Genomic DNA, 26,983 nt, shown 5'->3' with positions numbered 1-26,983 from the left:
GAGGCGAAAATTTCGCGACAGTGTGTCGAAAGTTCACGAAGGTGAGTCGAAAGTTCGTCCGTTTAGGGACGAAACCACGGGGTGGACACATCGCGAATCCCTCCCCCGTAATCGGGGGAGGTGCCCCCATAGGCGTTAAAATTGAGGGGGACCTCATCCGGAGGAGCGCCCGAAGGGCGTTGTGTCCGCTCCGTTGGGGCGAGCAAATGCAGGTCAGACGGCCTGTAAGCCGGGTTCTGTCCCCGCCCGAAGGCGGGAGATGGCCATTCCTCTGGGACGCCCGTTACCGGGCGCCTCGCGCGACCGACCCGGGCGACGACGCGGAAACACCGCTGCCGGTTGCCCGGCGTGCCGCCCCTATTTGGTCTTGCTCCCGGTGGGGTTTGCCGTGCCGCTCCCGTTGCCGGTCGCGCGGTGGGCTCTTGCCCCACCATTTCACCCTTGCCGATCCGGCGAGCCGGACAGGCGGTCTGTTTTCTGTGGCACTTTCCCTGGGGTCACCCCCGCCGGACGTTATCCGGCACCGTGTCTCCGTGGAGCCCGGACTTTCCTCACCGGCTGGTTGCCCAGCCAGCGCAGCCATCCGGCCGTCTGACTCCAGCTAGCTAGGGTGCGCAGCCGATCTGGTCAAGCAGATCGGCGAGCAACCCGCGTGTCTCGTCGTCGGCAATGCCGTCGACGAGGTTCGGCCGGAAGCGCCGCTGAAAGGCGGCGATGATGTCGGCCGTCTCGACCTCGACGGCTGGCGAGTAGCCGAACCGCTGCAGGGCAGCCTGCACGTCGCCTTCGAGCTTCCCCCGGGCTTCGCGCGGCCACAGGCCGATGCCGGACTGCGCCAGCACCGCCCACGGGAAACGTCGGCCGGGATCGATCTTGCGCTTGGGCGCAATGTCGGAGTGGCCGACGACGTTGCGCGACGCAATGGCCGGATGTCGCGCGACGATGTCGTGGCAAAGCTCGATCAATGCCTCGATCTGGCGCGTTGGATAATCATGCAGATCGCCGTGCAGGTTGACGATCTCGATGCCGATCGACGTGGCGTTGAGCGCGTCGCGACCGCGCCAGTGCGAGCGACCCGCATGCCAGGCGGCGCGCTCCTCCGGCACCAGGTGATAGGGCGTGCCGTCGAGGTCGAGGACATAGTGGGCGCTGACACGCTGGGCCGTCCCATCGTCGCGCAGGATGGCAAGCGACTCTTCTAGCGGCAGTTCTGTGTAGTGCAGGACAAGAATGTCGATCGGACCACCCGCCGGTCGCGCGGCGTGGTTGGGCGACGGCAGGTCGATCGGTTGCACGCTGGCGGCCTCTGGCTCAGGCCGGCACAAGGCCGCGCTGGCGCCTCAGGCGATCGTAGGCATCGTTGATCAGCGCGACCTTGCGGTTGGCGATCGCGATCGCTTCCTCCGGCAGCCCCTGCGCGATCAGCCTGTCGGGATGATGGGCGCGCACCTGGCGCAGCCAGGCCTCTCGGATCTGCTCGTCGGTCGCCAGTGGATCGATGCCGAGCACGACGCAGGGCTCGCATTCGATCACCCCCAGCGCAGCCGCCTTGGCGCGCTCGAAGCGGTTGCTGTCGAGTCCGAACAGCCGCGCCACCTTGGCGAGGTAGTCGGCCTCGGCCGCATCGACCGGCCCGTCGGCCTTGGCGATGGCGAACAGCCCCTCCAGCACGTTCTCCAGGATCTCCGGCGCATCGGGAAACAATTCTGCGACCTGGCGGGCGTAAGTCTCGAATCCGGCGACGTCGCGCTTCGCCAGGTTGAAGAACCGCTCGACGTTCTTCTCCTCTCCGGCCGGCACGTGGAAGAACTCGCGGAAGGCCTCCATCTCGATTTCCGACACCGGCCCGTCGGCGCGGGCCATCTTGGCGCCGAGCGCGATCACGCCGATGGTGAAGCCCACCTGGCGCAAGCCGGGATGCACGCCATCGTCGGACGGTGCGCTGAGGCCGAGCAGCGAGCCGATCGACTCACCGTTGGCAAGACGTGTCGCCCCGTCGACAATTCTTTGCCAGATCGTCATGTCCGCTCCGCTACGACGTCCGGCTTACAGGATCAAGGCCCCGATCGCCACGCCGACCAACAGCATGAGCGCAAGCCGACGGTAAAACGCCTCGCTGGCCAGCGGAAACAGCCGGCCGCCCAGCACGCCGCCGACAATGACGGCAGGCGCGAGACAGGCGCCCAGGATGCCAGTGCTCAGGTCGACCAAGTCGCGGGAAAGAAAAGTCACCAGCGCAATCAGATCGACAAAAACGAAGTATGTGGTGAGATTGGCCCGAACCCGTGTCACGGTTTCGTCACCTGCGAGGTAATAGAAGGCGATCGGCGGACCGGCCATGCCGGCAAGCCCGTTGAGAAAGCCGCTGCTGACGCCCGCAGCCAACGTCGTCGTGCCGCGCGGCTTGCCGGAGAATCGCCAGCCGCTGGCCAGCAGGCCGACGGCCCCGAGCACGATCGCCGAGATGGCCCAGCGCATCGGCGCCGGCTCGGACCAGGTCAGCACCAGGTTGCCGACCGGAACCCCGACTGCGGCGGCCACCAGCAGCAGGCCGGTGCGGCGCCAGTCGACCAGGTGGAGCACGCCCGGCACCAGCGGCAGGGCGACCACGATCTCCAGCAGCAGGCAAAGCGCAACGCCGATGGCCGGCCCGTGCAGGGCTGAGAAAACGGGAGTCATCAGCATTGCCGCCCCGAATCCGGCAAAGCCCCGTACCATGCCGGCGATGCAGGCAATGGCAGCACTGATCAGGAAGGAAACGGCCAGCAGGTCGGGCATCGCGGCGCCGACGCTAGCATTGCCGCGCCGCCGACCGGGCATCATATAATGCAGGCCATGCCCCGAAAGAATCTCGCGGTTTCAACCGTTCCCCTGTTGATGCCCTACGTCCAGCGACGGCCCGCCGGCGTCGGTGGCAAGCCGTTCAAGCTGGTCTCCGACTACAATCCGGCCGGCGACCAGCCCGAGGCGATCCGTCAGCTGCGCGAGGGCGTGGCCGGCGGCGAGCGCGACCAGGTTCTGCTCGGCGTCACCGGGTCGGGCAAGACCTTCACCATGGCCAACGTGATTGCCTCGCAAAATCGCCCGAGCCTGGTGCTGGCGCCGAACAAGACTCTGGCGGCGCAGCTCTACGGCGAGATGAAGGGCTTCTTCCCGGAAAACGCCGTCGAGTACTTCGTCTCGTACTACGACTACTACCAGCCCGAAGCCTATGTGCCGCGTACCGACACCTACATCGAGAAGGATTCGTCGATCAACGAGCAGATCGACCGCATGCGCCATTCGGCGACGCGCGCCTTGATGGAGCGCGACGACGTCGTGATCGTCGCCTCGGTCTCGTGCATCTACGGCATCGGGCCGCTCGAGAACTACCAAACGATGACCTTCCGCCTGGCCAAGGGCGAAAGGACCGATCGCAGCACTCTGCTGCGCCGCTTCGTGGAGCAGCAATACAAGCGCAACGACAACGCCTTCCAGCGCGGCACCTTCCGGGTGCGCGGCGATACGGTCGACCTGTTCCCGGCGCACTACGAGGACAAGGCCTGGCGCATCGAGATGTTCGGGGACGAGATCGAATCGATCGTCGAGTTCGACCCGCTGACCGGCGAGAAGACGGCGACGCTGTCCGACATCGTGGTCTACGCAAACAGCCACTATGTGACGCCGCGGCCGACCATGCAGAAGGCCATCGAGCAGATAAAGTCCGACCTCAAGCAGCGGCTCGACGAGTTCAACCGCGCCGGCCGCCTGCTCGAAGCGCAACGGCTCGAGCAGCGCACGCTGTTCGACATCGAGATGCTGGAGACGACGGGCGCCTGCGCCGGCATCGAGAACTATTCGCGCTACCTCACCGGCCGCAAGCCCGGCGAGCCGCCGCCCACCCTGTTCGAGTACTTCCCCGAGAACTCGCTGCTGATCGTCGACGAGAGCCACGTCACGGTGCCGCAGATCGGCGGCATGTTCCGCGGCGACTTCAATCGCAAGAGCGTGCTCGCCGAGTTCGGCTTCCGCCTGCCCTCGGCGATCGACAACAGGCCGCTCAAGTTCGAGGAATGGGAGGCGTTGCGTCCGCAGACCATGTTCGTCAGCGCTACGCCCGGACCGTGGGAGATGGAGCGCACCCAGGGCATCTTCATCGAGCAGGTGATCCGCCCGACCGGCCTGATCGACCCGACGGTCATCATCCGTCCGGTCGACAAGCAGGTCGACGACCTGATCGCCGAATGCCGCGACTGCGCCAAGAAGAGCCAGCGCGTGCTGGTCACCGTGCTGACCAAGCGCATGGCCGAGGACCTCGTCGAGTACATGCACGAGGCCGGCATCCGCTGCCGCTACCTGCATTCGGACATCGACACGCTGGAGCGCATCGAGATCATTCGGGACCTGCGGCTGGGTGCCTTCGACGTGCTGGTCGGCATCAACCTGCTGCGCGAGGGCCTCGACATCCCCGAATGCGCCCTGGTCGCCATCCTCGACGCCGACAAGGAAGGCTTCCTGCGCTCGCCGACGTCGCTGGTCCAGACCATCGGTCGCGCCGCGCGCAATGTCGACGGCCGGGTCATCCTCTATGCCGACCACATGACCGACTCCATCAAGTACGCCATGGCCGAGACCGAGCGCCGGCGCACCAAGCAGGAGGCCTACAACAAGGCGCACGGCATCACGCCCGCGTCGGTGCGCAAGAACATCGCCGAGATCCTGCAGTCGACTGCCGAGCGCGACCACTACACGGTCGATACGGGCGTGTCGGGCGACGTGCATCTCGTCGGGCACAATCTGCGTACGCACATCGCCGAATTGGAGAAGCGCATGCGCGACGCGGCCGCCAACCTCGAGTTCGAGGAGGCCGCGCGCATCCGCGACGAGATCAGGCGCCTGGAGGCCAACGAGCTCGAATTGCCCGGCCAGGCCGTGGCGGCAACCGCCAACATCAATCTCGGCCGCATGCAGAACAGCCGCGTGTTCCGCGGCGTGCGCACGGGCTCGGGCTCGCGCGGCCGGCCGGCCCGCCGCAGCGGACGCTGATATCATGCTCTTCCGGACCGCGAGCGTCCCGCTCGCTCATGATCATGAGCGGGCGGGACGCTCGCGGTCCGGAAGAGCATGAGCGACAAAACTCACGAATTGGTGGGACGGCGCGCGCTGATCGTCGCGCTCGCCGTCGTTCTCGCGTCATCTGCAGCCCATGCCCAGCCCTTCCGTGAGGAAATCGTCCGCGTCCCGGCAGCCGGCGGCGCGAGCCTGGTGACCACCGTCAAGCGTTCCTCCGACGGGGCGAGACGGCCGCTGGCCGTCATCAATCACGGCTCGCCGGCAGAGGGCGAGCGAGCCAGTCTTCGCCCGATCTACGCCTCGCTTTCGGCCTGGTTCATCTCGCGCGGCTATGTCGTCGCCTTGCCGCTGCGCCGGGGCTACGGCGAGACGGGCGGCGACTGGGCGGAGACCTATGGACGCTGCGCGGCACCCGACTACTACACCGCAGGGCTGCACGGCGCGTCGGACATCAGGGCGACCATCGACCACATGCGCACCCTGTCGTACGTGGCCACCGATCGAACCATCGTGGTCGGGCAATCGGCCGGCGGCTGGGCAACGGTGGCGCTGTCGAGCCTCAATCCGCCGGGCGTGCCGGGCATGATCAACTTCGCCGGCGGCCGCGGTGGCCATCAACCCCTGCCCGGCGGCGGCATCGGCAATTGCCAGCCCGAGGCGTTGGTGAAAGCGGCGGCGCGCTACGGGGCGACGGCGCGCGTGCCCATGCTTTGGATCTATACGAGGAATGACAGCTTCTTCGAGCCAGCCCTCGCCCGCCGCATGGTCGAGGCCTATGTCGGCGCCGGCGGCCACGCCGCGCTCAAGGCGCTGGGCCCGTTCGCCAGGGACGGCCACACCCTGGCCGGCAGCGACAACGGCCAGGCGATCTGGTCGCCGCTGCTCGCGGCGTTCCTTGCCGGGTTGAGGTGAGAATCTTTCATCCTCCTCCCCAGCTCCGCTGGGAAGGTGTCGCCGTCATACGGCGACGTAGGGGTCATGGCTGGGAGCGCGCCACTCCGATGGCGCTCATGAGATGAGTAATCACCATGAAGAGCGCCATCGGAGTGGCGCGCTCCCAGCGCTGGCCCCCTCCGTCCGCGAAGACGCGGACACCCGCCAGCGGAGCTGGGGAGGAGGATGAAATCACGCCGCCGGCAGCGTGAGGTCGAGGCTGGCGGTCCAGACCGGCATCGGCAGGGTGTCGCGCGCCGCGAGGTTGGTCGGGAGCGCGGCGCGATCGGCGAGGCGATGGAACGGCACGACCAAGCCGGCGCGCACGCCGAACACCGCGTCGCTGTCGAGATACTTGTCGTCCTCGGGAAAGAACTCGGTGATCAAGGGCTTACGGCCCGGCGCGTGGATGATCATGTGCAGATGGGCCGGCCGCCAAGCCTCGCGGCCGAGCGCGCGCAGCATGTCTCCGGCCGGACCGTCGTCGGGCACCGTGTAGGACACCGGCCGCACCGTCGAGAAGGCGAAGCTGCCGTCGGGAGCCACGGTCAGGCGCGCGTGGTAGTTGGTCGGCGACTGCGTCGTATCCTGCTGGGCATAGAGCCCGTTGCCGCTATTCTGCCAAAGGGCGAGAACCGTGCCCGCGGCGGGCGCGCCCGTCGCGTCGGCGATCCTGCCGCTCACGACCAGCGGCTCGCCGACCTGTCCGCGCCACAGATCGCCGCCGTTCGCCAGCTCCGGGGCACCCTCGATATGGAACGGCCCGAGCACCGAGGACGGCGTGCCCGTGGTCGCCGAATTGATCATGTCGACCAGCGAGGAGACGCCGAGCAGGTCGGAAAACAGAATGTATTCGTTGCGCTTGTCGTCGGTGAACTGCGTGGCGCGCGTCAGGGCGTCGATCGCCGCATTCCACTCGGCCTGCGTTACCTTGTTGTCGCGCACGAAGGTATGAAGATGGCGGGCGAGATCGACCAGCAGCACCCGCGTACGCTCCGACGGTGCGTTCCGGCTATAGTCGGCAAAGGCCTGGGTTATCGAGGCCGGCGTGAGGTTGCGCATCCCGTTCTCCCGACCGCCTAGCGGGCGGTCCTCTGCAGGGCATCGTAGTCGGCACGCAGCAGGGCGAACAACAGGTGATCGGCCCAATGCCCGTTGATGCGCAGGTACTGCCGCGCCAGGCCCTCCTCGTGGAATCCGACCTTAGCCAGGACCGCCTTGGAGGGCTCGTTGTGCGGCAGGCATGCCGCCTCCAGGCGGTGCAGCCGCAGATCGTCGAACACGAATGGCAGAGTCGCCCGCAGGGCGTCCGTCATCAGGCCCTGGCCGGCGAATGGCTGGCCCATCCAATAACCCACCGACACCGCCTGGGCGACGCCGCGCCGGACGTTGCTGAGGTTGATGCCGCCGGCCAACCGCCGGCCCTCGTTGGTGAACACGAAGAGGCTGAAGGCCTCGCCGGACCGCCATTCGCGCGCCTGCTGGCGCAGTCGCCGACGGAAATGATCCCGCCCCAGGGAATCCTCCGGCCAGGTTGGCTCCCAGGGCGTCAGGAAGGCCCGGCTGCGGGCCCGGAGCTCGGCCCATTCGGCCCAATCGTCCATGGTGGGTGCCCGCAGGAACACCCGCCGCCCGGTGATCCGGGTCATGCCCGACAGGGATAACGGAACGTCAGCGAAGCGAAACATCGTGAATTATAGTAACCTAGCTTTGGAATTCTTACATGCTTTCCGAGGCTTGACGTAGGAAATTGAGACGGTCCGCCGCGCCGGTTCTCCTGCGACCAGCCTTGAATTGCACACTCGTTAAGAAGAAATTGCACCTGAAAAAGAGTGACGTGCCAGGATCGGACATGGAAACAGACGCCAACAGCAACGTCGGACAAAAGGGACGCTTCTATCTCACCAAGAACATCTGGGTGCCCCAGGAGCCGATCGAAAATTTCAATCTCAAGATGTCGGACTGGATCTTGCGCAACATGCCCAAGCTGCCGCTGGGTGGCGATGATGCGCTGAAGGCCTTCCCGGTGCTGGGCGAACTGCAGAAAAGCCACGACAAGATCAAGGCCGACCTCCAATACCTCCTGAGCCATCACGAAGAGATTCCCGCCCTGCACGAGGTCCATCCGCGCGACCTCTACGTGCCGGGCCGTGCCTGGCGGACGTTCCTGCTCAAGATCTGGGGCCACGAGATCAAGGAAAACACCGCAGCGGTGCCGGACACCTATGCCGCGATCTCGCGCATCCCCGGCGTTCACACGGCGCTGTTCAGCATCCTGCACGGTTTTGCCGAGATCGAGCCCCATCGCGGATCGGCAGCCGGCGTGATCCGCTTCCACTATCCGCTGATCGTTCCGACCGAGCCGGAGAAGTGTTGGATCGAGATCGGCGGGCGTCATTTCTTCTGGGAGGAAGGCAAGCCTCTGGTGTTCGACGACACGCGCGAACACTGGGTCAAGAACCAGACCGACCAGACCCGGGTCGTGCTGATCATCGACTTCGACGCCCGCATGCCCTTCCCGGTGAACCTCTACACCTCGCTCCGCTACAACCTCATCCGCCGCAGCGCCGAGGTAAAGGCGGTCTACGAACGCGCCGCCATCGGCGTGCCGCCGCGCAACCAGAGCACCCCGGCGCCCGTGCTCGCCAAGGCGGCCTGATCGATCGGCCGCGACCCGTCAGAGTCGAAGGTCCCTCGCCTGCGGCGCTCACCACATCAGGCGCCGTAGGCGAGGGACCTTTTCTCTATTGGCGGCAAGCGGGCACGAACATCGCTGCCGCTGCGCCATGCCGGTGTGGCGCGCGACTCGCTCGACCCGTATGCGGTAGAAACCTTCAATGAGGCATGGCTCGGCGATGATCCTGGGCTTCACCGGCGGCGCGCTGGGCGGCCATCTTGGCGGCTGGCGTCATCCCGACTCGTTTCCCACGACCACCATGCGGCTCGACTGCATGATCGAGATGGCCAAAATCGCCGAACGCGGAATGCTGGACCTGATGTTCCTGGCCGACGGCAACGGCGTGCGACAGATGGACAAGCCTGCCCTGTTCGCGGCGAACAGCCCGTCCGATCGGCCGGCCGTATTCGAGCCGGTGACCCTGTTCGCCGCCCTGGCGCAGCACACCAGGCATATCGGCCTGGTCGCGACAACGACCACGACCTACGAGGAACCTTTCACCATCGCCCGCAAGTTCGCCTCGCTCGACCATCTGAGCGGCGGCCGTGCCGGCTGGAACCTGGTCACGACGCAGTACGTCGAGGATGCCAAGAATTTCGGCCGCGACGAGCATATGGGCCGCCTCGAGCGCTACGAGCGGGCGTGGGAGAGCCTCGATGTCGTACGTGCGCTCTGGGATTCGTGGGCAAGCGATGCCTTCGTTCAGGACAAGTCGACCGGCCAATATCTCGACCCGACCCGCGTGCGCCTGACCAACCATCGCGGCAACCACTTCGCGGTCAAGGGTCCGCTCAACGTGGCGCGCGCGCCGCAGGGCCAGCCGGTGGTCTTCATGGCCGGCCAATCGGATGCCGGCAAGGAGCTGGCGGCCTATGGCGGCGAAGGGCTGTTCGGCACCGCAAGCAACAAGGCGCAGGCCCAGGCGGAGTACGCCGACATCAAGGGCCGCATGCCCAAGTACGGTCGGCCGCCGGAGGCTCTGCGCATCCTGCCGGCGCTGAGCGTCTTCGTTGGCCACACCAGCGCCGAGGCCGACGCGTTGTACGAGGAACTGCAGGGGCTGATCTCGCCGGCGCTCGCCGTCAGCTACCTGTCGAAGCTCGTCGGCCTGGACGTGACGGGGGCCGATCTCGATGGCCCGATGCCGCAGAAGCTCGAGGAGAGCGTCGGCGGCACCGCGATCGGCCGGTCGGTGCTCGACATGGCGGCGCGCGAAGGGCTGAGCGTGCGGCGCACCGCCGAGCGCGTCCTGTCGTCGATGGGCGGCAACACGGTGAAGGGCGATGCCCGCCATGTCGCCGACGTGATGGAGGATTGGTACACCAGCAAGGCCTGCGACGGGTTCATGCTCTCCATGCCGGTGCAGCCGCGCAGCCTGCGCGATTTCGTCGAGCTGGTGGTGCCCGAGCTTCAGCGCCGCGGCCTGCGTCCGCCGGACTATCCCGGCACGACCCTGCGCGCCAACATGGGCCTGGCGGAGCCAGCCGATCCCTTTCGGCGTGACGCAGAGGAGTAGACATGACCTTCTCGATCGCAGGCCGTTGCTCGAGGACCGGAATGCTGGGCGCCGTCGTCGCGACATCGTCGATGGCCGTCGGTAGCCGCTGCTGCTGGGCGGAGCCCGGAGTCGGCGCGGTCCTGACTCAACACCGTACCGACCCGCGTCTCGGTCCCATGATCCTTGAAGAGCTCAAGGGTGGCGCGTCACCCCAGGCCATCATCGATGGATTGGAGAAGCGGGACTCCAACCTTGCATGGCGGCAACTCGCCGTCCTCGCAGCCGATGGAACGGGAGCATTTTTCAACGGCGCCAGGATCGTCTCGGTTGCCAAGGGCCGGATTGGACGCAACTGCGTCGCAGCCGGCAACATCCTGCGAAATGTCGCCGTCGTGGACGCGATAGTCGAGGCCTTCGAGGAGAACGAGGATGTCGAGCTGGCGGAACGGCTCGTGCGCGCCATCGAGGCCGGCGATGCGGCGGGCGGTGAGCTGAAGCAACTGAAGTCCGCCGGCCTTCTCGTTGTTCACCGCGAGAGCTTTCCCTATGTCGACCTTCGCGTCGACCTCAATTCCCAGCCGCTGGTCGAGCTGCGCTTCCTGTGGGAACTCTACCAACCCCAGGCGGCCGCCTACGTGGTGCGCGCCGTCGACCCCGACCAGGCTCCAGGGCCGGCGTAAGGGCTCGCCTCCCCCGATTACGAACGGCATTCGCACATGGCAAAAAGGCCCGTCATCCCGACCGGAGCCGAGCGTAGCGAGGCGTAGTGGAGGGACCTTTCTTCTTGTAGCATCAACAAGAAAGGTCCCTCGACTGCGCCGCCCTTCGGGCGGCTCCGCTCGGGATGATGGCATTTTTTGCCATGTGCAAATGCCCCTGTAATCGGGGAGGAAGGCGCCGGGCTACGCCGCCAGCCGGGCAGTGATGCGGTCGAGCGATTCGAGGCCGTCGATCGGGCCAAGGGCGGCTAGCGTCAGCCTGCCCTGCAGCAGCCGTTGAGCGACGCCGCGAACCGCCTCCTCGTCGACCGCTTCGATGCGCGCCACGATCTCGGCATAGGGAATCGGCCGGCCATGGATGATGAGATGGCGGGCCGCCTGCTCGCAGCGCGCGCCGCTCGATTCCAGCGCCATCAGCGTGCCGGCCTTGATCTGGTTGCGCGCACGCACCAGCTCGGCGGTCGTCAGGCTGCCGGCGACGCCGGCGAACTCCTCGCACACCGCCGGCACGAGCTCCGCCAGATCGTCCTCGCCGGTGCCGGCATAGATGCCGAACAGGCCACCGTCGGCATAGGCGGTGTTGAAGCAATGGATGCCGTAGACCAAGCCGCGCTCCTCGCGGATGCGCTGGAACAGGCGGGACGACATGCCGCCGCCGAACAGCGTCGAATAGACGGCGAGCGCGAAGTAGTCCGGGTCGCGATAGCCGATGCCCTGGCAGCCCAGCACCAGATGGGCCTGCTCGAGGACGCGCACCTCGCGGCCGTCGCCGCCGACATAGCTCAACGGCACCGGCCGCTCGGCATTGGCCGGCGTGCGCGGCACCGAGCCGAAATGCTTCTCCGCCAGGTCGAGGATCTGGGCATGCTCGACCCGCCCCGCCGCCGCCAGGACCATATTGGAAGCCGTGTAGTGGCGCGCCAGATAGGCGAACAGATCATCGCGCCCGATCGCCTCGACCGACTCGGCGGTGCCGAGCACCGGCCGCCCCAAAGGCTGGCCGGGCAGCGCCGTTTCCTGGAACTGGTCGAAGATCACGTCGTCGGGCGTGTCGAGCGCCTGGCCGATCTCCTGCAGGATCACGCCGCGCTCGCGCTGCAGTTCGTCGGGATCGAACACCGAGTTGCGCAGGATGTCCGAAATCATTTCGACGCCGAGCCCGACATCCTCCTTCAGGACCGAGGCGTGATAGGCGGTGATCTCGCGGCCGGTATAGGCGTTGAGGCTGCCGCCGACATTCTCGATCTCCTCGGCGATGGCACGCGCCGAGCGGCTGCGCGTGCCCTTGAAGGCCATGTGCTCCAGCATGTGCGCCATGCCGTTAAGCTCGGCCGTCTCGTGGCGCGTGCCACAGGCGACCCAGATACCGAGAGAGGCCGATTCGACCTCGGGCATTTCGTCGACCGCGACGCGCAGCCCGTTGGCGAGCGTGGTGACCTTGACGTCGCTCATGACAGCACCTTGGCGCGAGTCGGGCTGGCCTGCGTGGTGTCGCGCCGGACGTCGATCAACGCCTTCAGGGCGGCCACGTCGTTCGGCAGGCTGTCCGTACGCTCGGGCCGCCGCAGGAGGTCGCCGAGCCGCGGCGGCAACGCCGGCCGTTCGCCGGTCGCCTTCTCGACCGCGTCGGGAAACTTCGCCGGATGGGCAGTCGCCAGCACGACCATGGGGATCGCCGTGTCGCGCCGATGCTGCTGCGCGACCGCGTATCCCACGGCGGTGTGCGGGTCGATCGTCTCGCCGTAACGCCGGCGGCAGTCGGCGATCGCCGCTAGCGTACCGGCATCGTCGAGCCGGCCGGCGTCGAAGAGCTGACGCACGCCCGCCAGGGCATTGGCGCCGACCGTGAGCTTGCCGGTGCTGCGAAACGCCACCATGGCGTCGGCCAGCGCCGCACCGTTGCGGTCGTAGAGATCGAACAGCAGGCGCTCGAAGTTGCTCGAGATCTGGATGTCCATGCTGGGGCTCAGCGTCGGCATGACGGTCGACGTCTCCATGATGCCGCTCTCGAAGAAGCGGGCGAGGATGTCGTTGCTGTTGGCGCCGACCACGAAATGCGACACCTGCAGGCCCATCTGGCGCGCTGCATAGCCCGCATAGACGTTGCCGAAATTGCCGCTCGGCACCGTGAAGGCGACCGGTCGCTGCGGCGCCCCAAGTCTCAGCGCCGCCCAGAAGTAGTAGACGATCTGCGCCATCACGCGCGCGAAGTTGATCGAGTTGACGGCGGTCAGGGCGTGGCGATCGCGGAACGCGAGATCGTTGAAGCAGGCTTTGGCGAGGTCCTGGCAATCGTCGAACGTGCCGTCGACGGCGATGTTGTGCACGTTGGGCGCCAGCACCGTCGTCATCTGGCGCCGCTGCACCTCGCTCACCCGGCCGCGCGGATACAGCATGAAGATGTCGATGGTCCTGCGGTCGCGCACCGCTTCGATGGCGGCCGAGCCGGTGTCGCCCGACGTGGCGCCGACGATGGTGGCGTGCCTGCCGCGCGCCGTCAGGGTCTCGTCGAGCATGCGGCCGAGCAGCTGCAGCGCCACGTCCTTGAAGGCGAGGGTCGGGCCATGGAACAGCTCGAGCAGATGGAGGCCCCCATCGGACGGCGTCGCGGCGCCGAGCGGCTTCAGCGGCGCCACCTCCGGCGTCTCGAACGAGGCATAGGCCTCGGCGATCAGGCGGCGAAAGGTCGGCTCGTTGAACGTGTCGCCGACGAACGGCCGCATGATCTCGAAAGCCAGGTCGACATAGGACAGGCCGGCGAACCGGGCGATTTCCGTCGTTGAGAAACGCGGCCACTCGGTCGGCAGGTAGAGCCCGCCGTCGCGGGCCAGGCCCGCGAGCATGATGTCCTCAAAGCCCAGCGGCTCGGGCGTGCCCTGCGAGCCGTGGCGCGTGCTGATGTAGCGCACTGTAAACTCCTGCTCGGCAGCTCTGGCTAGGCGACCTGGCGACAGGCTTCATGATCCTTGCGGACACGCTTGGTCGAGGCGGGATACCTCTGCAAGGCCCGCTCCGGCCGGGTCGGCCGCCGGACCAGATCGCCGCCGCAATTGGGGCAATGGCCGCCCAGCCGGGTTCGCGCACACTCCGCGCAGAAGGTGCATTCGAAGGTGCAGATCAGCGCGTCCGGCGCGCCGTTCGGCAGATCCTTGTCACAGCATTCGCAATTGGGTCGGAGCTCGAGCATGGCTTCCTCTTACGCCGGGAGATAGCGGCTTTCCAGATGCGCCTTGAAAGCGGCGGTTCCGAGGGGGGCGCCGGTGGCCTCGGTCAGGATCTGGTCAGTGCTGGCGAACGAGCCCTTGCCATGAACGTTGGCGCGCAGCCAGCCCAGCAGCGGCGCGAAGTCGCCCTTGCCGATGGCGTGCAGGAGATCGGGATGAGCGCGCCCGGCGGCGGCAAACAGCTGGGCCGCCGCCAGGGCCCCCAGGGTGTAGGTCGGGAAGTAGCCCCAGCCGCCATCCGGCCAATGGATGTCCTGCAGGCAGCCCAGCGCGTCGTCGGGCGGGACGATGCCCAGCAGGTCGCGCATCCCCTCGTTCCAGGCCCCCGGAAGTTCCCCCAGCGGCAGGTCTCCGGCGAGCAGCGCGCGCTCCAGGCGGTAGCGCAGCATGATGTGCAGCGGGTAGGTCACCTCGTCGGCGTCGACGCGGATGAAGCCCGGAGCGACCTGCGTGTAGAGGCGGTGGATATTGTCGACCGCCCAGGCCGGCCCGTCCTTGCCGAAGGCGGTGCGCATGCGCGGAGCGGCAAAGGCGACGAAGGCGTCGCTGCGGCAGGCCTGCATCTCCATCAGCAGCGACTGGCTCTCGTGCAGGGCCATGCCGCGGGCATTGCCGACCGGCTGGCGCCGCCAGTCACGCGGCAGCCCCGCCTCGTAGAGGCCATGCCCCGTCTCGTGCAGCACCCCCATCAGGGCGCGCGCGAAATCGGCCTCGTCGTAGCGCGTGGTGATCCGCACATCGTCGGCCGTGCCGCCAGTGAATGGATGCGCCGAGACGTCGAGCCGCCCGTGCGAAAAGTCGAAGCCGATGAGACGGATCAGCTCCTCGCCGAGCTTGCGCTGCTGCTCGACCGGAAAGGGCCCGTCCAGCGCGAGCGGCGGCGGTTGGCTCCTCTGATGCTCGATCACGCGCCCCAACAGCCCGGGCAGGAAGGATTTCAACTCGGCGAACAGCACGTCTATGCGCGCCGCGCGGCCGCCGGGTTCGAACTCGTCGAGCAGGGCGTCGTAGAGCGTCGTGCCCAACGCGGCGGCCTTGGCCTCGCCGGCCCGGCGGACCAGGGTCAGTACTTCGCCGAGCGTCGGCAGCAACGCCTTGAAGTCGGCATTCTTCCTGGCCTCGCGCCACACCATCTCGCAGGCCGCTGTGGCGCGGGTGCGGGCCTCGACGAGATCGGCCGGCAAGGCGCTTTCGTGCACCCACAGCCGCCGCATCTCGCGCAGATTGGCCACCCGCCAGGGATCGAGGCCGGAAGCCCTCGCCTCTGCCCGGCCGAGCAGCTCCGGCATGTCGGGGGCGGAAATCATGCCGTGGGCGATGACGCCCAGGGTCGCCAGCTGATCGGCGCGATCGTCGCTGGCGCCGTCCGGCATCATGGTCGAGCGATCCCAGTTCAGGATGGCGCTGGCGCGCTGCACGGCGCTCAACCGGGCGAATCGGCGCTCGAGCTCGGCGTAGGGATCGTTGGCAATCATGTCTTGACGTTGGTGCGGCCGGCGATCGTGAGACGCCCGTTCTCCCAATGATAGGCGAGGTAGACGCCGGCCAGCGCAAGCGCGATCAGGAACCAGGTGATGGCGTACTGCAGGTGATCGTTGGGAATGTCGAGCCTGGTCTGGCCGCCCACCGGCAGGCCGCCGGGGTTGGGCGTCGCATCGGCCTCCAGGAAGAAAGCGTCGAGCTTCGCGTCCGGCTTGCCGCCGGCCATGCTGCGCATCAGCGGCACGTCGACATGGAACCAGACGTTGCGCTCGGGCACGTTCTCGGGCGCGAACTGGCGGCGCTCCTGGTTGCGCCGCACGATGCCGGTGAGCTCTACACGGCCTTGCAGCTGGCCGGCGGCGCGGCGCGCCGGATCCTTGGCCTCCTGCGCTATCCAGCCGCGATCGAACAGCACGATGCGGCCGTCGTCGGTTCGCAGCGGCGTCACGACCTGCAGGCCGACCTTGTTCTTGAGGCTACGGGCGCCGAGGTAAAACTCCTTGTCGTGCAGGAAGGTGCCGGCAACCTTTACACGGCCGTATTCCAGTCGCAGCGGATCGCCCTTCAGCAGCTCGTCGAGGCTGATCGGCGCCACCGCCTGGTTGGCGGCGATGCGATCCAGAATGTCGCGCTTCCACTCGCGCCGCTCCAGCTGCCAGATGCCGAGCCCCATGGCGACTGCGAAGATGGCCAGCGAGACCACCGACGGCCAGAAGGCGGGCCGCAACGCCAATATCGGCCGGCTACTGCTCATCGAGAGTCGTCGAACGATGGATGAATTGCTGGGCGATCAGCAGCGCCTTCATCAGGCGCAGCAGCCACACCGCCAGGCCGACCGTGATTGGCCCCCACAGCAGGACGTGCAGCCACCACGGCGGCTCAAAGCGGAACTCGACCCAGAACACGAGCATCATGATGATGGTGCCGAGCCCCAGGATGACGAATACCGCTGGCCCATCGCCGGCGTCGTTGCCACGCAGATCGAGGTCGCAGACGGAGCAGCGATCGACGATGCCGAGCACACCCTTGAACAGGCGACCTCGGCCGCAGCGCGGGCAGGCCGCGCGCAGCGCGACGTCGACAGGCGATTGGCGCGGCCATTGCGACATCACCGACTCCTAGATGTTGCTCCTCCCACGCCATGCGTGGGGAGGTGTCGCTATGCGACGGAGGGGTCATGGTGTTTTGGACCGCGGGCGTCCCGCCCGCTCATGACTTGAGCGGGCGGGACGCCCGCGGTCCAAAACACCATGACCCCTCCGTTGGCGAAGACGCCGACACCTCCCCAGCAGAGCTGGGGAGGAATTCAGAGACGCCCCTCAGTGCAGCGCGATCGGCGCGTTGCCGGAGCCCCACCAGTAGATGCAGAAGAACAGGAACAGCCACACGACGTCGACGAAATGCCAGTACCAGGCGGCCGCCTCGAAGCCGAAATGCTGCTTGGGCTTGAATTGGCCGGCCATTGCCCGGAACAGGCAGACGATCAGGAAGGTCGTGCCGACGAACACGTGGAAGCCGTGGAAGCCGGTCGCCATGAAGAAGGTCGACGAGTAGATGTTCTCGCGGAAGCCGAACGGCGCGTTGATGTACTCGTAGGCCTGGATGCCGGTGAAGCAGATGCCCAGGATGACGGTGAGGGTGAGGCCGCGCACCGCGTCGCGCTTGTTGCCTTCCAGAATGGCGTGGTGAGCCCACGTCACCGTCGTGCCCGAGAGCAGCAGGATCAACGTGTTCATGAAGGGCAGGTCGAACGGCGCGATGACGCTGATGCCCTTGGGCGGCCAGACGCCGCCGGTCGCTTCGGCGCGCGCCGGCATCTCGGGGCTGCCCGGAAAGAGCGACGCATCGAAGAAGGCCCAGAAGAACGCCGCGAAGAACAGCACCTCGGAGGCGATGAACAGGATCATGCCGTAGCGCAGGCCGAGCTGGACCACCGCGGTGTGGTACTTGCGAGACTCGACGATGACGTCGCTCCACCACCAGAACATCACCGCCAGGATGAGGCCGAGCCCGGGAGCGATGATCCACCATTGGACCGACTTGACGAGCCCTTCGACACCCTTGCCCAGCAAGTCGGGATGCATGCCGAGGGCGGCGCCGACCGCCAGCAGCAGGGCTCCCAACGCGCCCAGCGCCGGCCACGGGCTGGGATCGACGAGGTGATAGGGATGCTTCGGTGTGCCGTCGGCCATTGTCTCATCCACCCTTTCCGGTCGCACTGGCGGGCGAGCCGCCCAGCAAGGTCTTCGCCCGCTCCGTCTTGGCCTCGAAGAAGGTGTACGAGAGCGTGATGGTGCGGACGTTGTCGTAGCGTCGATCCTTGTCCATCTCGGGATCGACGAAGAAGATCACCGGCAGGTCCACGGACTGGCCGGGCAGGAGCAGCTGCTCAGTGAAGCAGAAGCATTGCACCTTGTTGAACCACGGACCAGCCGGCTCGGGCGTCACGTTGTAGGCCGAGGTTCCGACGATCGGGCGCTGCGAGACGTTGGTCACCCGGTAGTGCGTCAGGTGCTCCTCGCCGAGCTTGACCTTGATCTCGCGCTCGAGCGGCTGGAAACGCCACGGCAGGTTGGGATCGACGTTGGCATCGAAGCGGACGGCCACGGTTCGGGCGAGAATGGGCCGTTCGCCAGCCTGCGCGATCACCGGTGTGCCGCCGAAGCCAGTGGCGCGGCAGAACAGGTCGTAGAGCGGCGATGCGGCGTAGGCGAGCGCCACCATGCCGCCGACCAGGGCGGCGAGCCGCCACGCCAGCCGGGCATTCTTGTCGCCCGCCTTCCCGTCAGGTGCCGCGTTCACCCTTGCCCTCCCATGCGCACGATGGTGAGGAGGAAGAAGATCACCACGAGCACCAGCAGGAATCCGGCCACGAACAGGTTCTTGCCGCGCTGGCGGCGGTGCCTGTCGGTGTCGCCGGGACGGCGGGTCTCGACCATCACGCCACTCATCCGATCACGATCCGGTCGACGGGCAGGGCCGCGAACAGGCCGGCGAGGTAGAGCAGCGAGAAGCGGAACATGCGCCGTGCGGCGGAGTGCCCGTTCTCGTCGTCGGCCGTCCGCCACACCCGGAGGGCGTGTCCGATGAAGGCCAGGCTCAGCAGCAACGCCACCGCGCCATAGAGCCAGCCGACGGTGCCGAGCAGCGTCGGCACCAGAGCCACCGGCGCCAGCAGCACGGTGTAGATCAGCATCTGCCGCTTGGTCTCGCGCGCCCCCACCACGACCGGCAGCATGGGCACGCCGGCCCGACGATAGTCGTCGCAGCGATAGAGTGCGAGCGCCCAGAAATGCGGCGGCGTCCACAGGAAGATCAGCAGGAACAAGGCCACGCTGACGGTGGAGACGTCGCCGGTCACCGCCGCCCAGCCGATCATTGGCGGGAAGGCGCCGGCGGCGCCGCCGATCACGATGTTCTGTGGCGTACGCCGCTTCAGCCAGACCGTATAGACGAACACGTAGAACAGGATCGCCCCAACCAGCAGCCCCGCTGCGACGAAGTTGGTCGCGACCGCCATGAGCAGGACCGAGAACAGCGACAGCAGCACGCCGAGACCGAGCGCGTCGTCCGGCGCCACGCGGCCGGCCGGCAGCGGCCGCCGCCGGGTCCGCGCCATCAGGGCGTCGAGGTCGCGCTCGTACCACATGTTGATGGCGCCGGCGGCGCCCGAGCCGAGCGCGATCGCCAGCACGGCCAGCGCCGCGGCAAAGGGATGGAGATGGCCGGGAGCGATCACGACGCCGACCAGGCCGGTGAAGACGACCAGCGACATCACGCGCGGCTTCAGCAGGTCGACATAGTCGCGAACCCGCGCCGACGGCGTTGCGCCGGTCGGCGGCGCTGCAACAAAGGACCGGGGCAGGATCTGGGCGGTATCGCTCATCGCTTCACGGCGGAGGCGCCACTCGGGCGCCTCCGCTCCTCGGGATCAGTGGTGCGCCGCCGGGGAAATGTGCGGCAGCTCTTCGAAGGTGTGGAAGGGCGGCGGAGACGGGACCGTCCATTCGAGAGTCGTTGCGCCCTCGCCCCAGTAGTTGGCGCCGACCCGGCGGCCGTACAGCAGCGTGCCGAAGACCACGAAGATCAGCCAGAAGATGGTCGAGGCGAAGGAGATGAATGCGCCGAGCGAGGACAGGTAGTTCCAGTGCCACATGGCGTCGGCATAGTCGACGTAGTGGCGCGGCATGCCAGCCAGCCCGCTGAAGTGCATCGGGAAGAAAGTCAGGTTGACACCGAAGAAGGTCGTCCAGAAATGGATCTGGCCGGCCCATTCCGGATACTGGCGGCCGCTCATCTTGCCGATCCAGTAGTAGAAGCCCGCGAAAATGCCGAACACCGCGCCGAGCGACAGCACGTAGTGGAAGTGCGCGATCACGTAGTAGGTGTTGTGCAGGGCGTAGTCGACGCCGGCATTGGCCAGCACCACGCCGGTCACGCCACCGACCGTGAACAGGAAGATCAAGCCGATCGCCCACAGCATCGGCACCTCGAGCCGGATCGAGCCGCCCCACATGGTGGCGATCCAGCTGAAGATCTTCACGCCGGTCGGCACCGCGATGACCATGGTGGCGGCGACGAAGTAGGCGCGCGTGTCGACATCCATGCCGACCGTGTACATATGGTGCGCCCACACGACGAAGCCGACGACGCCGATCGCCACCATCGCGTAGGCCATGCCGAGATAGCCGAAGATCGGCTTCTTCGAGAAGGTCGAGATGATGTGGCTGATGATGCCGAAGGCCGGCAGGATCATGATGTACACCTCGGGATGGCCGAAGAACCAGAAGAGGTGCAGGAACAGCGTCGGGTCGCCACCGCCGGCCGGATCGAAGAAGTGGGTGCCGAAGTTGCGGTCGGTCAGCAGCATGGTGATGGCGCCGGCCAGTACCGGCAGCGCCAGCAGCAGCAGGAACGCCGTCACCAGGATCGACCAGGCGAACAGCGGCATGCGGTGCAGCGTCATGCCGGGCGCGCGCATGTTGAAGATGGTGGTGATGAAATTGATGGCACCCAGGATCGACGATGCGCCGGCGATGTGCAGGGAGAAGATGGCGAGGTCCATGCCGGCGCCTTGCATGGTCGAGAGCGGCACGTAGATCGTCCATCCCGTGCCGACTCCGCCGCCGATCAGCGCCGAGGCGAGCAGAAGGATGAAGGCCGGCGGCAGCAGCCAGAAGCTGATGTTGTTCATGCGCGGGAACGCCATGTCGGGCGCACCGATCATCAGCGGCACGAACCAGTTGCCGAACCCGCCGATCAGCGCCGGCATGACGACGAAGAACACCATGATCAGGCCGTGCGCGGTGACGACGGTGTTCCACAGGTGGCCGTTCGGCGTGCCGTCCGGTCCGTTGAAGTACTGCACGCCGGGCTGCAGCAGCTCGAGCCGCATGACCACCGAGAAGGTCGCGCCGATCAGCGCGGCGATGATCGCGAACACCAGGTACATCGTACCGATGTCCTTGTGGTTCGTGCTGTAAAGCCAGCGGGTGATGCCGGTCGGCGTATGATGCTCGTCGTGCCCGTGAGCGTGGGCGCTGTGGTCGTGGGCGGCGCCGTGCGCGGTGGCCATGTGAACTCTCCTGCGGCGATGCGCTTAGCGGTTGGCGGGAGCGGTGGCGGAAGCGACGTCGGTCGCGGGCAGCAGGCCCGCCGACTTCTTCTTCTGCTCGACCCACTTGTCGAATTCGGGCTTGGAGACGACGCGGACGGCGACCGGCATGTAGGTGTGGTTGTTGCCGCAAATCTGCGAGCACTGACCGAAATAGTAGCCTTCTTCCTTGACGCTGATCCAACCCTCGTTGAGCCGGCCGGGAATGACTGTCTTCTTGATGCCGAAGCCGGGCACCGTCCAGCCGTGCATCGAGTCGGCCGCCGTGCCGATGATGCGGATGACGGTGTCCTTGGGAATCACCATCTCCTCGTCGACCGCGAGCAGGCGCGGCATCGTGGGCTTCTGCTTGAGCCGGTCGGCGTCGCTCAGGATGCGGCTGTCGACCGAGAAATTGCCCTGGTCGGGGTATTCGTAGCTCCAGTACCATTGATGCCCGATGACCTTGATGGTCATCGCCGCATCGACCGCCTTGTCACCGTAATACAGCAGGCGGAACGACGGGATGGCGATCACGACCAGGATCAGGATCGGCACAACCGTCCAGGCGATCTCGAGGACGGTATTGTGCGTCGTCGTGCTCGGCGTCGGATTGCGCGCCGCACTGAAACGCATCACCGCGTAGATCAGCAGCGCCAGGACGAACAGGCAAATCAGCGAAATGATCACCAGCAGGAGGTCATGGAGCGACTCCAGCCGCTGTCCCACCGGCGTGTAGGCCGGCGGCAACCCCATCTGCCAGTCGTGCGGCACGCCGACGATCGGCTGTGCCTGGGCGCCACCGGCAATGCCCAACCCGGCGATTGCCGCCAGTAGTCCCAAGATGCCCCGTGCGCACTTGCCGATCATGCAATCATCCCCTCGGCGGGCCCTCCCCTCTTCAAGGGTTCCGGTCCGCAAAATCCCCCGCCATTTAAAGCGGTTAGTACCAGATATAGACCTGACACGTAACGGGTTTTCGCCCCCACTCGGTATGTGGCGGCCAGTCGCAGTGAAGGCACGCGCTCGGTTGACCTTAGCCCCGCCCACCGACGCCCGGAAGTCCCCGACACCGGCCCTTGTTGCCTGTCCTCCCGTGACAAGCGCCCCGGGTGCGCTTGTATTTCCGGGGTCGGCCAGTATGGTCGCCCGCCGGCCGCATCCGGCCAGTTCAGCAAAGGGACCACCAGATGCGTCTTACCCTGACGCCGTTGATCGTCGCCATCTCTTTCATGTTCGCAGGAGCGACCGCCGCCATGGACAAGGAAAACACGCTTTACATCGACCTCAAGGACGGCCGTGTCGTAATCGAGATGCGCCCCGACCTCGCCCCCAATCACGTCAAGCAGATCAAGAAGCTGGCGCGCGAGGGCAAGTACGACGGCGTCGTGTTCCATCGCGTCATCGAAGGCTTCATGGCACAGACCGGCGACCCCACGGGCACCGGCTCGGGCGGCATGGGCGAAACGCTGAAGGCCGAATTCTCCAAGGAGCCGCACGTCCGCGGCGCCGTCTCGATGGCGCGCACCAACGACCCCAACAGCGCGCGCAGCCAGTTCTTCATCGTCTTCAAGGACTCCAACTTCCTCGACGGCCAGTACACGGTCTGGGGCAAGGTCACGTCCGGCATGGACTTCGTCGACAAGATCAAGCGCGGCCAGGGCCAGTCGGGCTCGGTGCCAGCGCCACAGGACAAGATGATCAAGGTCCAGGTCGCGGCGGACGCGAAGAATTAAAGCCCTCCTCCCCAGCTCAGCTGGTGCTCCGCTGGGGAGGTGTCGGCGTCTTCGCCGACGGATGGGTCAAGCCTCTTCCGGACCGCGGGCGTCCCGCCCGCTCGTGATCTCATGATGATGAGCGGGCGGGACGCCCGCGGTCCGCATGATTTATGACCCCTCTGCCCCGTATGACGGGGCGCCTCCCCCGATTACGGGGGAGGAAAAATGATTCACCCTTCCTTGGTCACGGTATGGAATGTCTTGGAGATGATCTGCCAGCGGCCGTCGACCTTCAGCAGGGTCAGGTAATCGGTGAAGTAGCGCGGCGGCAGCTGGCATTCGACCTTGGCGATTGCCGTGTTGGGGCCGGAAAAATCGATCGACACGATGCGGTCGGCGCGGGCGCTGCCCTTGGCTTTCCCCGAGGGGCGGCTTTCGACCATCTTGAACCACTCGCCGCGTGGCCAGTCGCTGGCCTTGCCGTCGCCGCCGGCTGCATAGAGATGCGACGCCGCATGAAACGCTTCGCCGAGCTTCTTGGTGTCACCCTCGTAGAGGCCGTCGAAATAGACCTGCAGGACCTTCTCGACTGCCGCGACATCGGAACCCATCGCCACTCCTCCTCGCTCAAATCGCCCCGTTCGGGCTGACCAGAATCTTGCCGTTGCGCCCACCCTTGTCGGCATGCGCCAGGGCATCCTTGATGTTCTCTATCGGATAGACCGTGTCGACCGGGGCCGACAATGTTCCCGCCATGACCTGCTTGGCCAGGTCAGCATAGATCGTGCGTATCTGCTCCGCACTGCGCCGCGCCAGGAAGCGGCCAAGCATGAAGCCGGTGAGCCTGACACCGCGATAGATGAAGTTGTTGCGCGTCACCTTGGGGTCCTCGCCGCTCATCGAGCCGTAGTGAACCGCGGTGCCGTCGGTCGCCACGCAGTCGACCAGCCGACCGGTCGCAGCGCCGCCGATCGCCTCGATGCCCAGCGTGATGCGGGCATCGCCGGTGGCCTGGGCGACGCGCTGGGCGAGGTCGTCGCCGTCGACCACCACGATATCGGCGCCCAGGGCCTTCAGCTCGCCGGCGAGCTCGGCCCGCCGCACGATGTTGACGGTGCGCAGGCCACGCTGCTTCGCCAGCACGATCAACAGCCGGCCGACCGCCGAATTGGCGACGTTCTGGATCACCCAGTCGCCGGGCGCGAGGTCGACGAAGTCCGAGAGCATCAGTTGCGCCGTCGGCGGGTTGATGCGCACCATGGCCGCCTGCCTGAGATCGATGCCGGCCGGCAAGGGGATCGCATCGTCGCCCTTCACCTTGCGGCGCTGCGCCCAGTTCTCGCGTTGCAGATTGATGACGAGGTCGCCCGGCTTCACGTGCGACACGGCTCCCCCCACGGCCGTGACCCGGCCGACGCATTCGGCGCCCGGCGTCGCCGGCAGTGGCGGCTTCAGCCGGTAGCTGCCGCGGCAGAACCACATGTCCGCCGGATTGATGGGGAAGGCCAGGACGTCGAACACGACCTCGTCGGCGGCGGGCGCCCCGACATCGGCCATCTCCGCGCAGCGCGCGACTTCCCACGGCGTGCCGTAGCGCTCGATCAGCACCTGCTTCACCGGTCCCCTCCCGCAACAGTCCCGACGGCCCTTTGTTGGCCCATCGATTGCTTATATGTTGATTCGACGGGGGGGTGAAATGCCGGATGGCGGCCAAGGCATTTGACGAGATGAACTCGGGCGCGAGCGATGCGGTGCGCGCGCCCTATCGCGCGGTTGCCGACTGGCTGGCGCGCACAACGCCCGAGAAGGTCGCGGCAACGCGCGCCGAGGTCGACCAGTTCTATCGCCGGCACGGCATCACCTTCGGCGCCTACGGATCGGTCGACGGCAGCGAGACGACGATCCCGTTCGACATCATTCCGCGCGTCATCGCGTGGGACGAATGGGAGCACCTGCACAAGGGGCTTGTGCAGCGCGTGCGCACTTTGAACGCATTTCTCAGCGACGCCTACGGCAAGCGCGAGATCTGCCGCGCCGGCATCATCCCCGAGCGGCAGGTGCTGATGAATGCCGAGTTCGTCGCCATGGCGCAGGGGCTGGAGCTGCCGGGCGGCGTGCACGCCCACATCGCCGGCATCGACCTCGTGCGCGTGGGCGAGAAGGAGTTCTACGTCCTCGAGGACAATGTGCGCACGCCATCGGGCGTCTCCTACGTGCTCGAGAACCGCGAAGTCATGATGCGGCTGGCGCCCGAGCTATTCTTCGCCATGGGAGTGCTGCCGGTCGCCGACTATACGGAGGAGCTGCTGGCGACCCTGCGCTCCGTATCCTTCAGCGACGATGCCGAGCCCAACGTCGTCCTGCTGACGCCGGGCCATTACAACAGCGCCTATTTCGAGCACGCCTACCTGGCCGACGAGATGGGCATCGAGCTGGTCAAGGGCTCCGACCTGTTCGTCGACGAGGGTCGCGTCTACATGCGCACGCCGCGCGGGCCGCAGCGCGTCGACGTGATCTACCGGCGGGTCGACGACGCCTTCCTCGATCCGCTGGCTATGAGGCCGGATTCTTTCCTCGGCGTCGCCGGCCTGCTGGGCGCGCTTCGCGCCGGCCGGGTCAACATCGTCAATGCGCTCGGCAACGGCGTGGCCGACGACAAATCGACCTATACCTACGTGCCGGAGATGGTGCGCTTCTATCTCGGCGAGGAACCGATCCTCGCCAACGTTCCGACCTGGCGCTGCGATCGCGCCGACGACTACAAGTACGTCATCGAGCGGCTTTCCGAGCTGGTGGTCAAGGAGATCCACGGTTCCGGCGGCAAGGGCATGCTTGTCGGCCCGACCTCGAGCAGGGCCGAGATCGAGGAGTTCGCGGCCGTCCTGAAGGCCAGGCCCGACAACTACATCGCCCAGCCGACACTCGCCCTGTCGACCTGCCCGACTTTCGTCAGCCAGGGCGTGGCGCCGCGCCATGTCGACCTCCGCCCGTTCGTCCTGTCGGGCCGCAAGATCACCATCATCCCCGGCGGCTTGACCCGCGTCGCCCTGAAGGAGGGCTCGCTGGTCGTCAATTCGAGCCAGGGCGGCGGCACCAAGGACACCTGGGTGCTGGCGCCGCGCACCGGTGCGAGCGCGCAAGTCCCATGCTGAGCAGCACTGCCAAGAACCTGTACTGGATGGGCCGCTACCTGCAGCGAGCCAAGTCGACGGCCCGCCTGATCGAGGCGACCCAGCGCATGGCCCTTCAGTCGCGTGGCGAGGAGGCCGTCGGCGTGGCGGCGATCTTCGGTATGGAGGACGAGTTCCGCCAGAGCCAGCAGCAGTCGGGCGGCCGGCTGGCCAACCTGATCGACTTCCTGGTGCTCGACCCGAACAACCCGTCGTCGATCGCGAGCTCGATCGATGCGGCACGACGCAATGCCCGCGAGGAGCGCAACAACATCACGGTCGACGTGTGGGAGAGCCTCAACGGCCTGTGGCTCGAGCTCAATGCCCGCCTGCGCCGCGATCGTGCCCTGCTCGACCGCGGCGCCCTGATCGAGATGGTGCGGACCCAGGCGGTGATGATCTTCGGCGCCGCACAGGTCACGCTGCTGCGCGACGAGGCCTACAATTTCCTGCAGCTCGGCGCCTTTCTGGAGCGCGCCGACAACACGGCGCGCATCCTCGACGTCAAGTTCCACGTGCTACGGCCCGACGGCAACCCCTACGCAGGCGGCCTCGACTACTTCGCCTGGTCGGAGGTGCTGGCCTGCATTGGCGCGGTGCGCACGTACCGCCGCATCTACCGCAGCGCGCTGCATCCGATGAAGGTCGCCGAGCTGATGATGCTGCTCCGCGACGTGCCACGCTCGGTGCACCATTGCCTGTGGATGGTCGACATCAGCATGCGCGAGCTCGCCGACGTCTACGGCACCCGCGGCGAGGCCGACCGGCTGGCCGGCGAGCTGCACGCCCGGCTGCGCTATGCCCGCATCGACAAGGTTTTCGACCAGGGCCTGAAGTCGTTCCTGGGTGGCGTGCGCAGCGACATCGCCACGCTGTCCGACGAGATCGGCCGGCAATTCCTGCTGGATTGAGCGAGC

General features: G+C 66.8%; 27 protein-coding genes and 1 other RNA gene. 8 read left to right on the top strand and 20 right to left on the bottom strand.

All coding sequences use genetic code 11. The features are described from left to right. Positions 1-209: 209 nt before the first annotated feature. From rnpB to AB7O82_RS03440, 4 genes are all read right to left on the bottom strand, one after another. Positions 210-595: RNase P RNA component class A (gene rnpB, locus AB7O82_RS03455), an RNA gene on the bottom strand. Between the two features lie 10 nt (positions 596-605). Continuing rightward, complete coding sequence (locus AB7O82_RS03450; protein WP_428543653.1) at positions 606-1,295, bottom strand: N-acetylmuramoyl-L-alanine amidase; 690 nt, start codon at positions 1,293-1,295, stop codon at positions 606-608. 16 nt (positions 1,296-1,311) lie between these two features. Next, complete coding sequence (locus AB7O82_RS03445) at positions 1,312-2,022, bottom strand: TerB family tellurite resistance protein (protein ID WP_428543655.1); 711 nt, start codon at positions 2,020-2,022, stop codon at positions 1,312-1,314. 24 nt (positions 2,023-2,046) lie between these two features. Next, entirely contained in the window at positions 2,047-2,778 is a 732-nt protein-coding gene (locus tag AB7O82_RS03440) for a sulfite exporter TauE/SafE family protein (RefSeq protein ID WP_428543657.1), read from the bottom strand. 57 nt (positions 2,779-2,835) lie between these two features. Between AB7O82_RS03440 and uvrB the strand changes: the two genes are divergently transcribed. Together uvrB and AB7O82_RS03430 are read left to right on the top strand one after the other, a co-directional pair. Then, entirely contained in the window at positions 2,836-5,025 is a 2,190-nt protein-coding gene (uvrB, locus tag AB7O82_RS03435; protein ID WP_428543659.1) for an excinuclease ABC subunit UvrB, read from the top strand. A 78-nt stretch (positions 5,026-5,103) separates the two neighbouring features. Beyond that, a complete protein-coding gene (locus AB7O82_RS03430; RefSeq protein ID WP_428543661.1) occupies positions 5,104-5,964 on the top strand; it encodes an alpha/beta hydrolase family protein in 861 nt (286 codons plus the stop codon). A gap of 213 nt (positions 5,965-6,177) precedes the next feature. Here the strand turns inward: AB7O82_RS03430 and AB7O82_RS03425 are convergent, their stop codons facing one another. Continuing rightward, positions 6,178-7,047 (bottom strand): dioxygenase, encoded by an 870-nt coding sequence (locus AB7O82_RS03425; RefSeq protein WP_428618648.1) that lies wholly within the window; start codon positions 7,045-7,047, stop codon positions 6,178-6,180. 17 nt (positions 7,048-7,064) lie between these two features. Continuing rightward, positions 7,065-7,673 carry a GNAT family N-acetyltransferase gene (locus tag AB7O82_RS03420; RefSeq protein WP_428539637.1) on the bottom strand — a complete coding sequence of 203 codons (609 nt, stop codon included), beginning with the start codon at positions 7,671-7,673 and terminating at the stop codon, positions 7,065-7,067. A 164-nt stretch (positions 7,674-7,837) separates the two neighbouring features. On the opposite strand from AB7O82_RS03420, the gene AB7O82_RS03415 reads away from it, so the two are divergent. The 3 genes from AB7O82_RS03415 (at position 7,838) to AB7O82_RS03405 (ending at position 10,840) form a co-directional block, all read left to right on the top strand. Beyond that, complete coding sequence (locus AB7O82_RS03415) at positions 7,838-8,644, top strand: aspartyl/asparaginyl beta-hydroxylase domain-containing protein (protein WP_428539634.1); 807 nt, start codon at positions 7,838-7,840, stop codon at positions 8,642-8,644. A 178-nt stretch (positions 8,645-8,822) separates the two neighbouring features. Then, positions 8,823-10,178, top strand: a complete 1,356-nt coding sequence (locus AB7O82_RS03410) for an LLM class flavin-dependent oxidoreductase (protein WP_428539631.1) — start codon at positions 8,823-8,825, stop codon at positions 10,176-10,178. 2 nt (positions 10,179-10,180) lie between these two features. Further along, positions 10,181-10,840: a DUF1028 domain-containing protein gene (locus AB7O82_RS03405; RefSeq protein ID WP_428539629.1), complete on the top strand. Its 660-nt coding sequence runs from the start codon at positions 10,181-10,183 to the stop codon at positions 10,838-10,840. Between the two features lie 222 nt (positions 10,841-11,062). Here AB7O82_RS03405 and AB7O82_RS03400 read toward each other — a convergent pair whose 3' ends face one another. From AB7O82_RS03400 to coxB, 12 genes are all read right to left on the bottom strand, one after another. Beyond that, a complete protein-coding gene (locus tag AB7O82_RS03400; RefSeq protein WP_428539626.1) occupies positions 11,063-12,331 on the bottom strand; it encodes a M16 family metallopeptidase in 1,269 nt (422 codons plus the stop codon). Beyond that, the gene (thrC, locus tag AB7O82_RS03395) at positions 12,328-13,788 is read right to left on the bottom strand and encodes a threonine synthase (protein ID WP_428539623.1); all 1,461 of its coding nucleotides are present in this window, start codon (positions 13,786-13,788) and stop codon (positions 12,328-12,330) included. Before thrC ends, AB7O82_RS03400 begins: the two co-directional genes overlap by 4 nt. Before the next feature lie 26 nt (positions 13,789-13,814). Beyond that, a complete protein-coding gene (locus AB7O82_RS03390; protein WP_428539620.1) occupies positions 13,815-14,066 on the bottom strand; it encodes a DUF1272 domain-containing protein in 252 nt (83 codons plus the stop codon). Positions 14,067-14,075: 9 nt separating this feature from the next. Beyond that, the gene (locus AB7O82_RS03385; protein ID WP_428539617.1) at positions 14,076-15,578 is read right to left on the bottom strand and encodes a carboxypeptidase M32; all 1,503 of its coding nucleotides are present in this window, start codon (positions 15,576-15,578) and stop codon (positions 14,076-14,078) included. Then, a complete protein-coding gene (locus AB7O82_RS03380; protein WP_428539614.1) occupies positions 15,575-16,339 on the bottom strand; it encodes an SURF1 family protein in 765 nt (254 codons plus the stop codon). Before AB7O82_RS03380 ends, AB7O82_RS03385 begins: the two co-directional genes overlap by 4 nt. Continuing rightward, the gene (locus AB7O82_RS03375) at positions 16,329-16,694 is read right to left on the bottom strand and encodes a DUF983 domain-containing protein (protein WP_428539611.1); all 366 of its coding nucleotides are present in this window, start codon (positions 16,692-16,694) and stop codon (positions 16,329-16,331) included. Before AB7O82_RS03375 ends, AB7O82_RS03380 begins: the two co-directional genes overlap by 11 nt. Before the next feature lie 210 nt (positions 16,695-16,904). Then, complete coding sequence (locus tag AB7O82_RS03370) at positions 16,905-17,777, bottom strand: cytochrome c oxidase subunit 3 (RefSeq protein ID WP_428539608.1); 873 nt, start codon at positions 17,775-17,777, stop codon at positions 16,905-16,907. Positions 17,778-17,781: 4 nt separating this feature from the next. Beyond that, the gene (locus AB7O82_RS03365) at positions 17,782-18,387 is read right to left on the bottom strand and encodes a cytochrome c oxidase assembly protein (protein WP_428539605.1); all 606 of its coding nucleotides are present in this window, start codon (positions 18,385-18,387) and stop codon (positions 17,782-17,784) included. Further along, entirely contained in the window at positions 18,384-18,524 is a 141-nt protein-coding gene (locus tag AB7O82_RS03360; protein ID WP_428618646.1) for a hypothetical protein, read from the bottom strand. Before AB7O82_RS03360 ends, AB7O82_RS03365 begins: the two co-directional genes overlap by 4 nt. A gap of 8 nt (positions 18,525-18,532) precedes the next feature. After that, a complete protein-coding gene (locus AB7O82_RS03355; protein ID WP_428539599.1) occupies positions 18,533-19,471 on the bottom strand; it encodes a heme o synthase in 939 nt (312 codons plus the stop codon). A 45-nt stretch (positions 19,472-19,516) separates the two neighbouring features. After that, the gene (gene ctaD / locus AB7O82_RS03350; protein ID WP_428539596.1) at positions 19,517-21,160 is read right to left on the bottom strand and encodes a cytochrome c oxidase subunit I; all 1,644 of its coding nucleotides are present in this window, start codon (positions 21,158-21,160) and stop codon (positions 19,517-19,519) included. Between the two features lie 24 nt (positions 21,161-21,184). Continuing rightward, the gene (coxB, locus tag AB7O82_RS03345) at positions 21,185-22,048 is read right to left on the bottom strand and encodes a cytochrome c oxidase subunit II (RefSeq protein WP_428539593.1); all 864 of its coding nucleotides are present in this window, start codon (positions 22,046-22,048) and stop codon (positions 21,185-21,187) included. A 320-nt stretch (positions 22,049-22,368) separates the two neighbouring features. On the opposite strand from coxB, the gene AB7O82_RS03340 reads away from it, so the two are divergent. Next, complete coding sequence (locus AB7O82_RS03340) at positions 22,369-22,914, top strand: peptidylprolyl isomerase (RefSeq protein ID WP_428539590.1); 546 nt, start codon at positions 22,369-22,371, stop codon at positions 22,912-22,914. 212 nt (positions 22,915-23,126) lie between these two features. Here the strand turns inward: AB7O82_RS03340 and AB7O82_RS03335 are convergent, their stop codons facing one another. Continuing rightward, positions 23,127-23,507, bottom strand: a complete 381-nt coding sequence (locus AB7O82_RS03335; RefSeq protein ID WP_428539587.1) for a nuclear transport factor 2 family protein — start codon at positions 23,505-23,507, stop codon at positions 23,127-23,129. Between the two features lie 16 nt (positions 23,508-23,523). Further along, entirely contained in the window at positions 23,524-24,513 is a 990-nt protein-coding gene (locus tag AB7O82_RS03330; protein ID WP_428539584.1) for a zinc-dependent alcohol dehydrogenase family protein, read from the bottom strand. A gap of 86 nt (positions 24,514-24,599) precedes the next feature. Between AB7O82_RS03330 and AB7O82_RS03325 the strand changes: the two genes are divergently transcribed. Then, positions 24,600-26,048 carry a circularly permuted type 2 ATP-grasp protein gene (locus tag AB7O82_RS03325; protein ID WP_428539581.1) on the top strand — a complete coding sequence of 483 codons (1,449 nt, stop codon included), beginning with the start codon at positions 24,600-24,602 and terminating at the stop codon, positions 26,046-26,048. After that, positions 26,042-26,977: an alpha-E domain-containing protein gene (locus AB7O82_RS03320; RefSeq protein WP_428539578.1), complete on the top strand. Its 936-nt coding sequence runs from the start codon at positions 26,042-26,044 to the stop codon at positions 26,975-26,977. The genes AB7O82_RS03325 and AB7O82_RS03320 overlap by 7 nt, the downstream gene beginning before the upstream one ends. The last annotated feature ends 6 nt before the right edge of the window (positions 26,978-26,983 follow it).

It is taken from the genome of Reyranella sp., from assembly GCF_050185545.1.
Classification (GTDB): domain Bacteria; phylum Pseudomonadota; class Alphaproteobacteria; order Reyranellales; family Reyranellaceae; genus Reyranella.
This window is presented reverse-complemented; position numbering and strand designations above follow the sequence as displayed.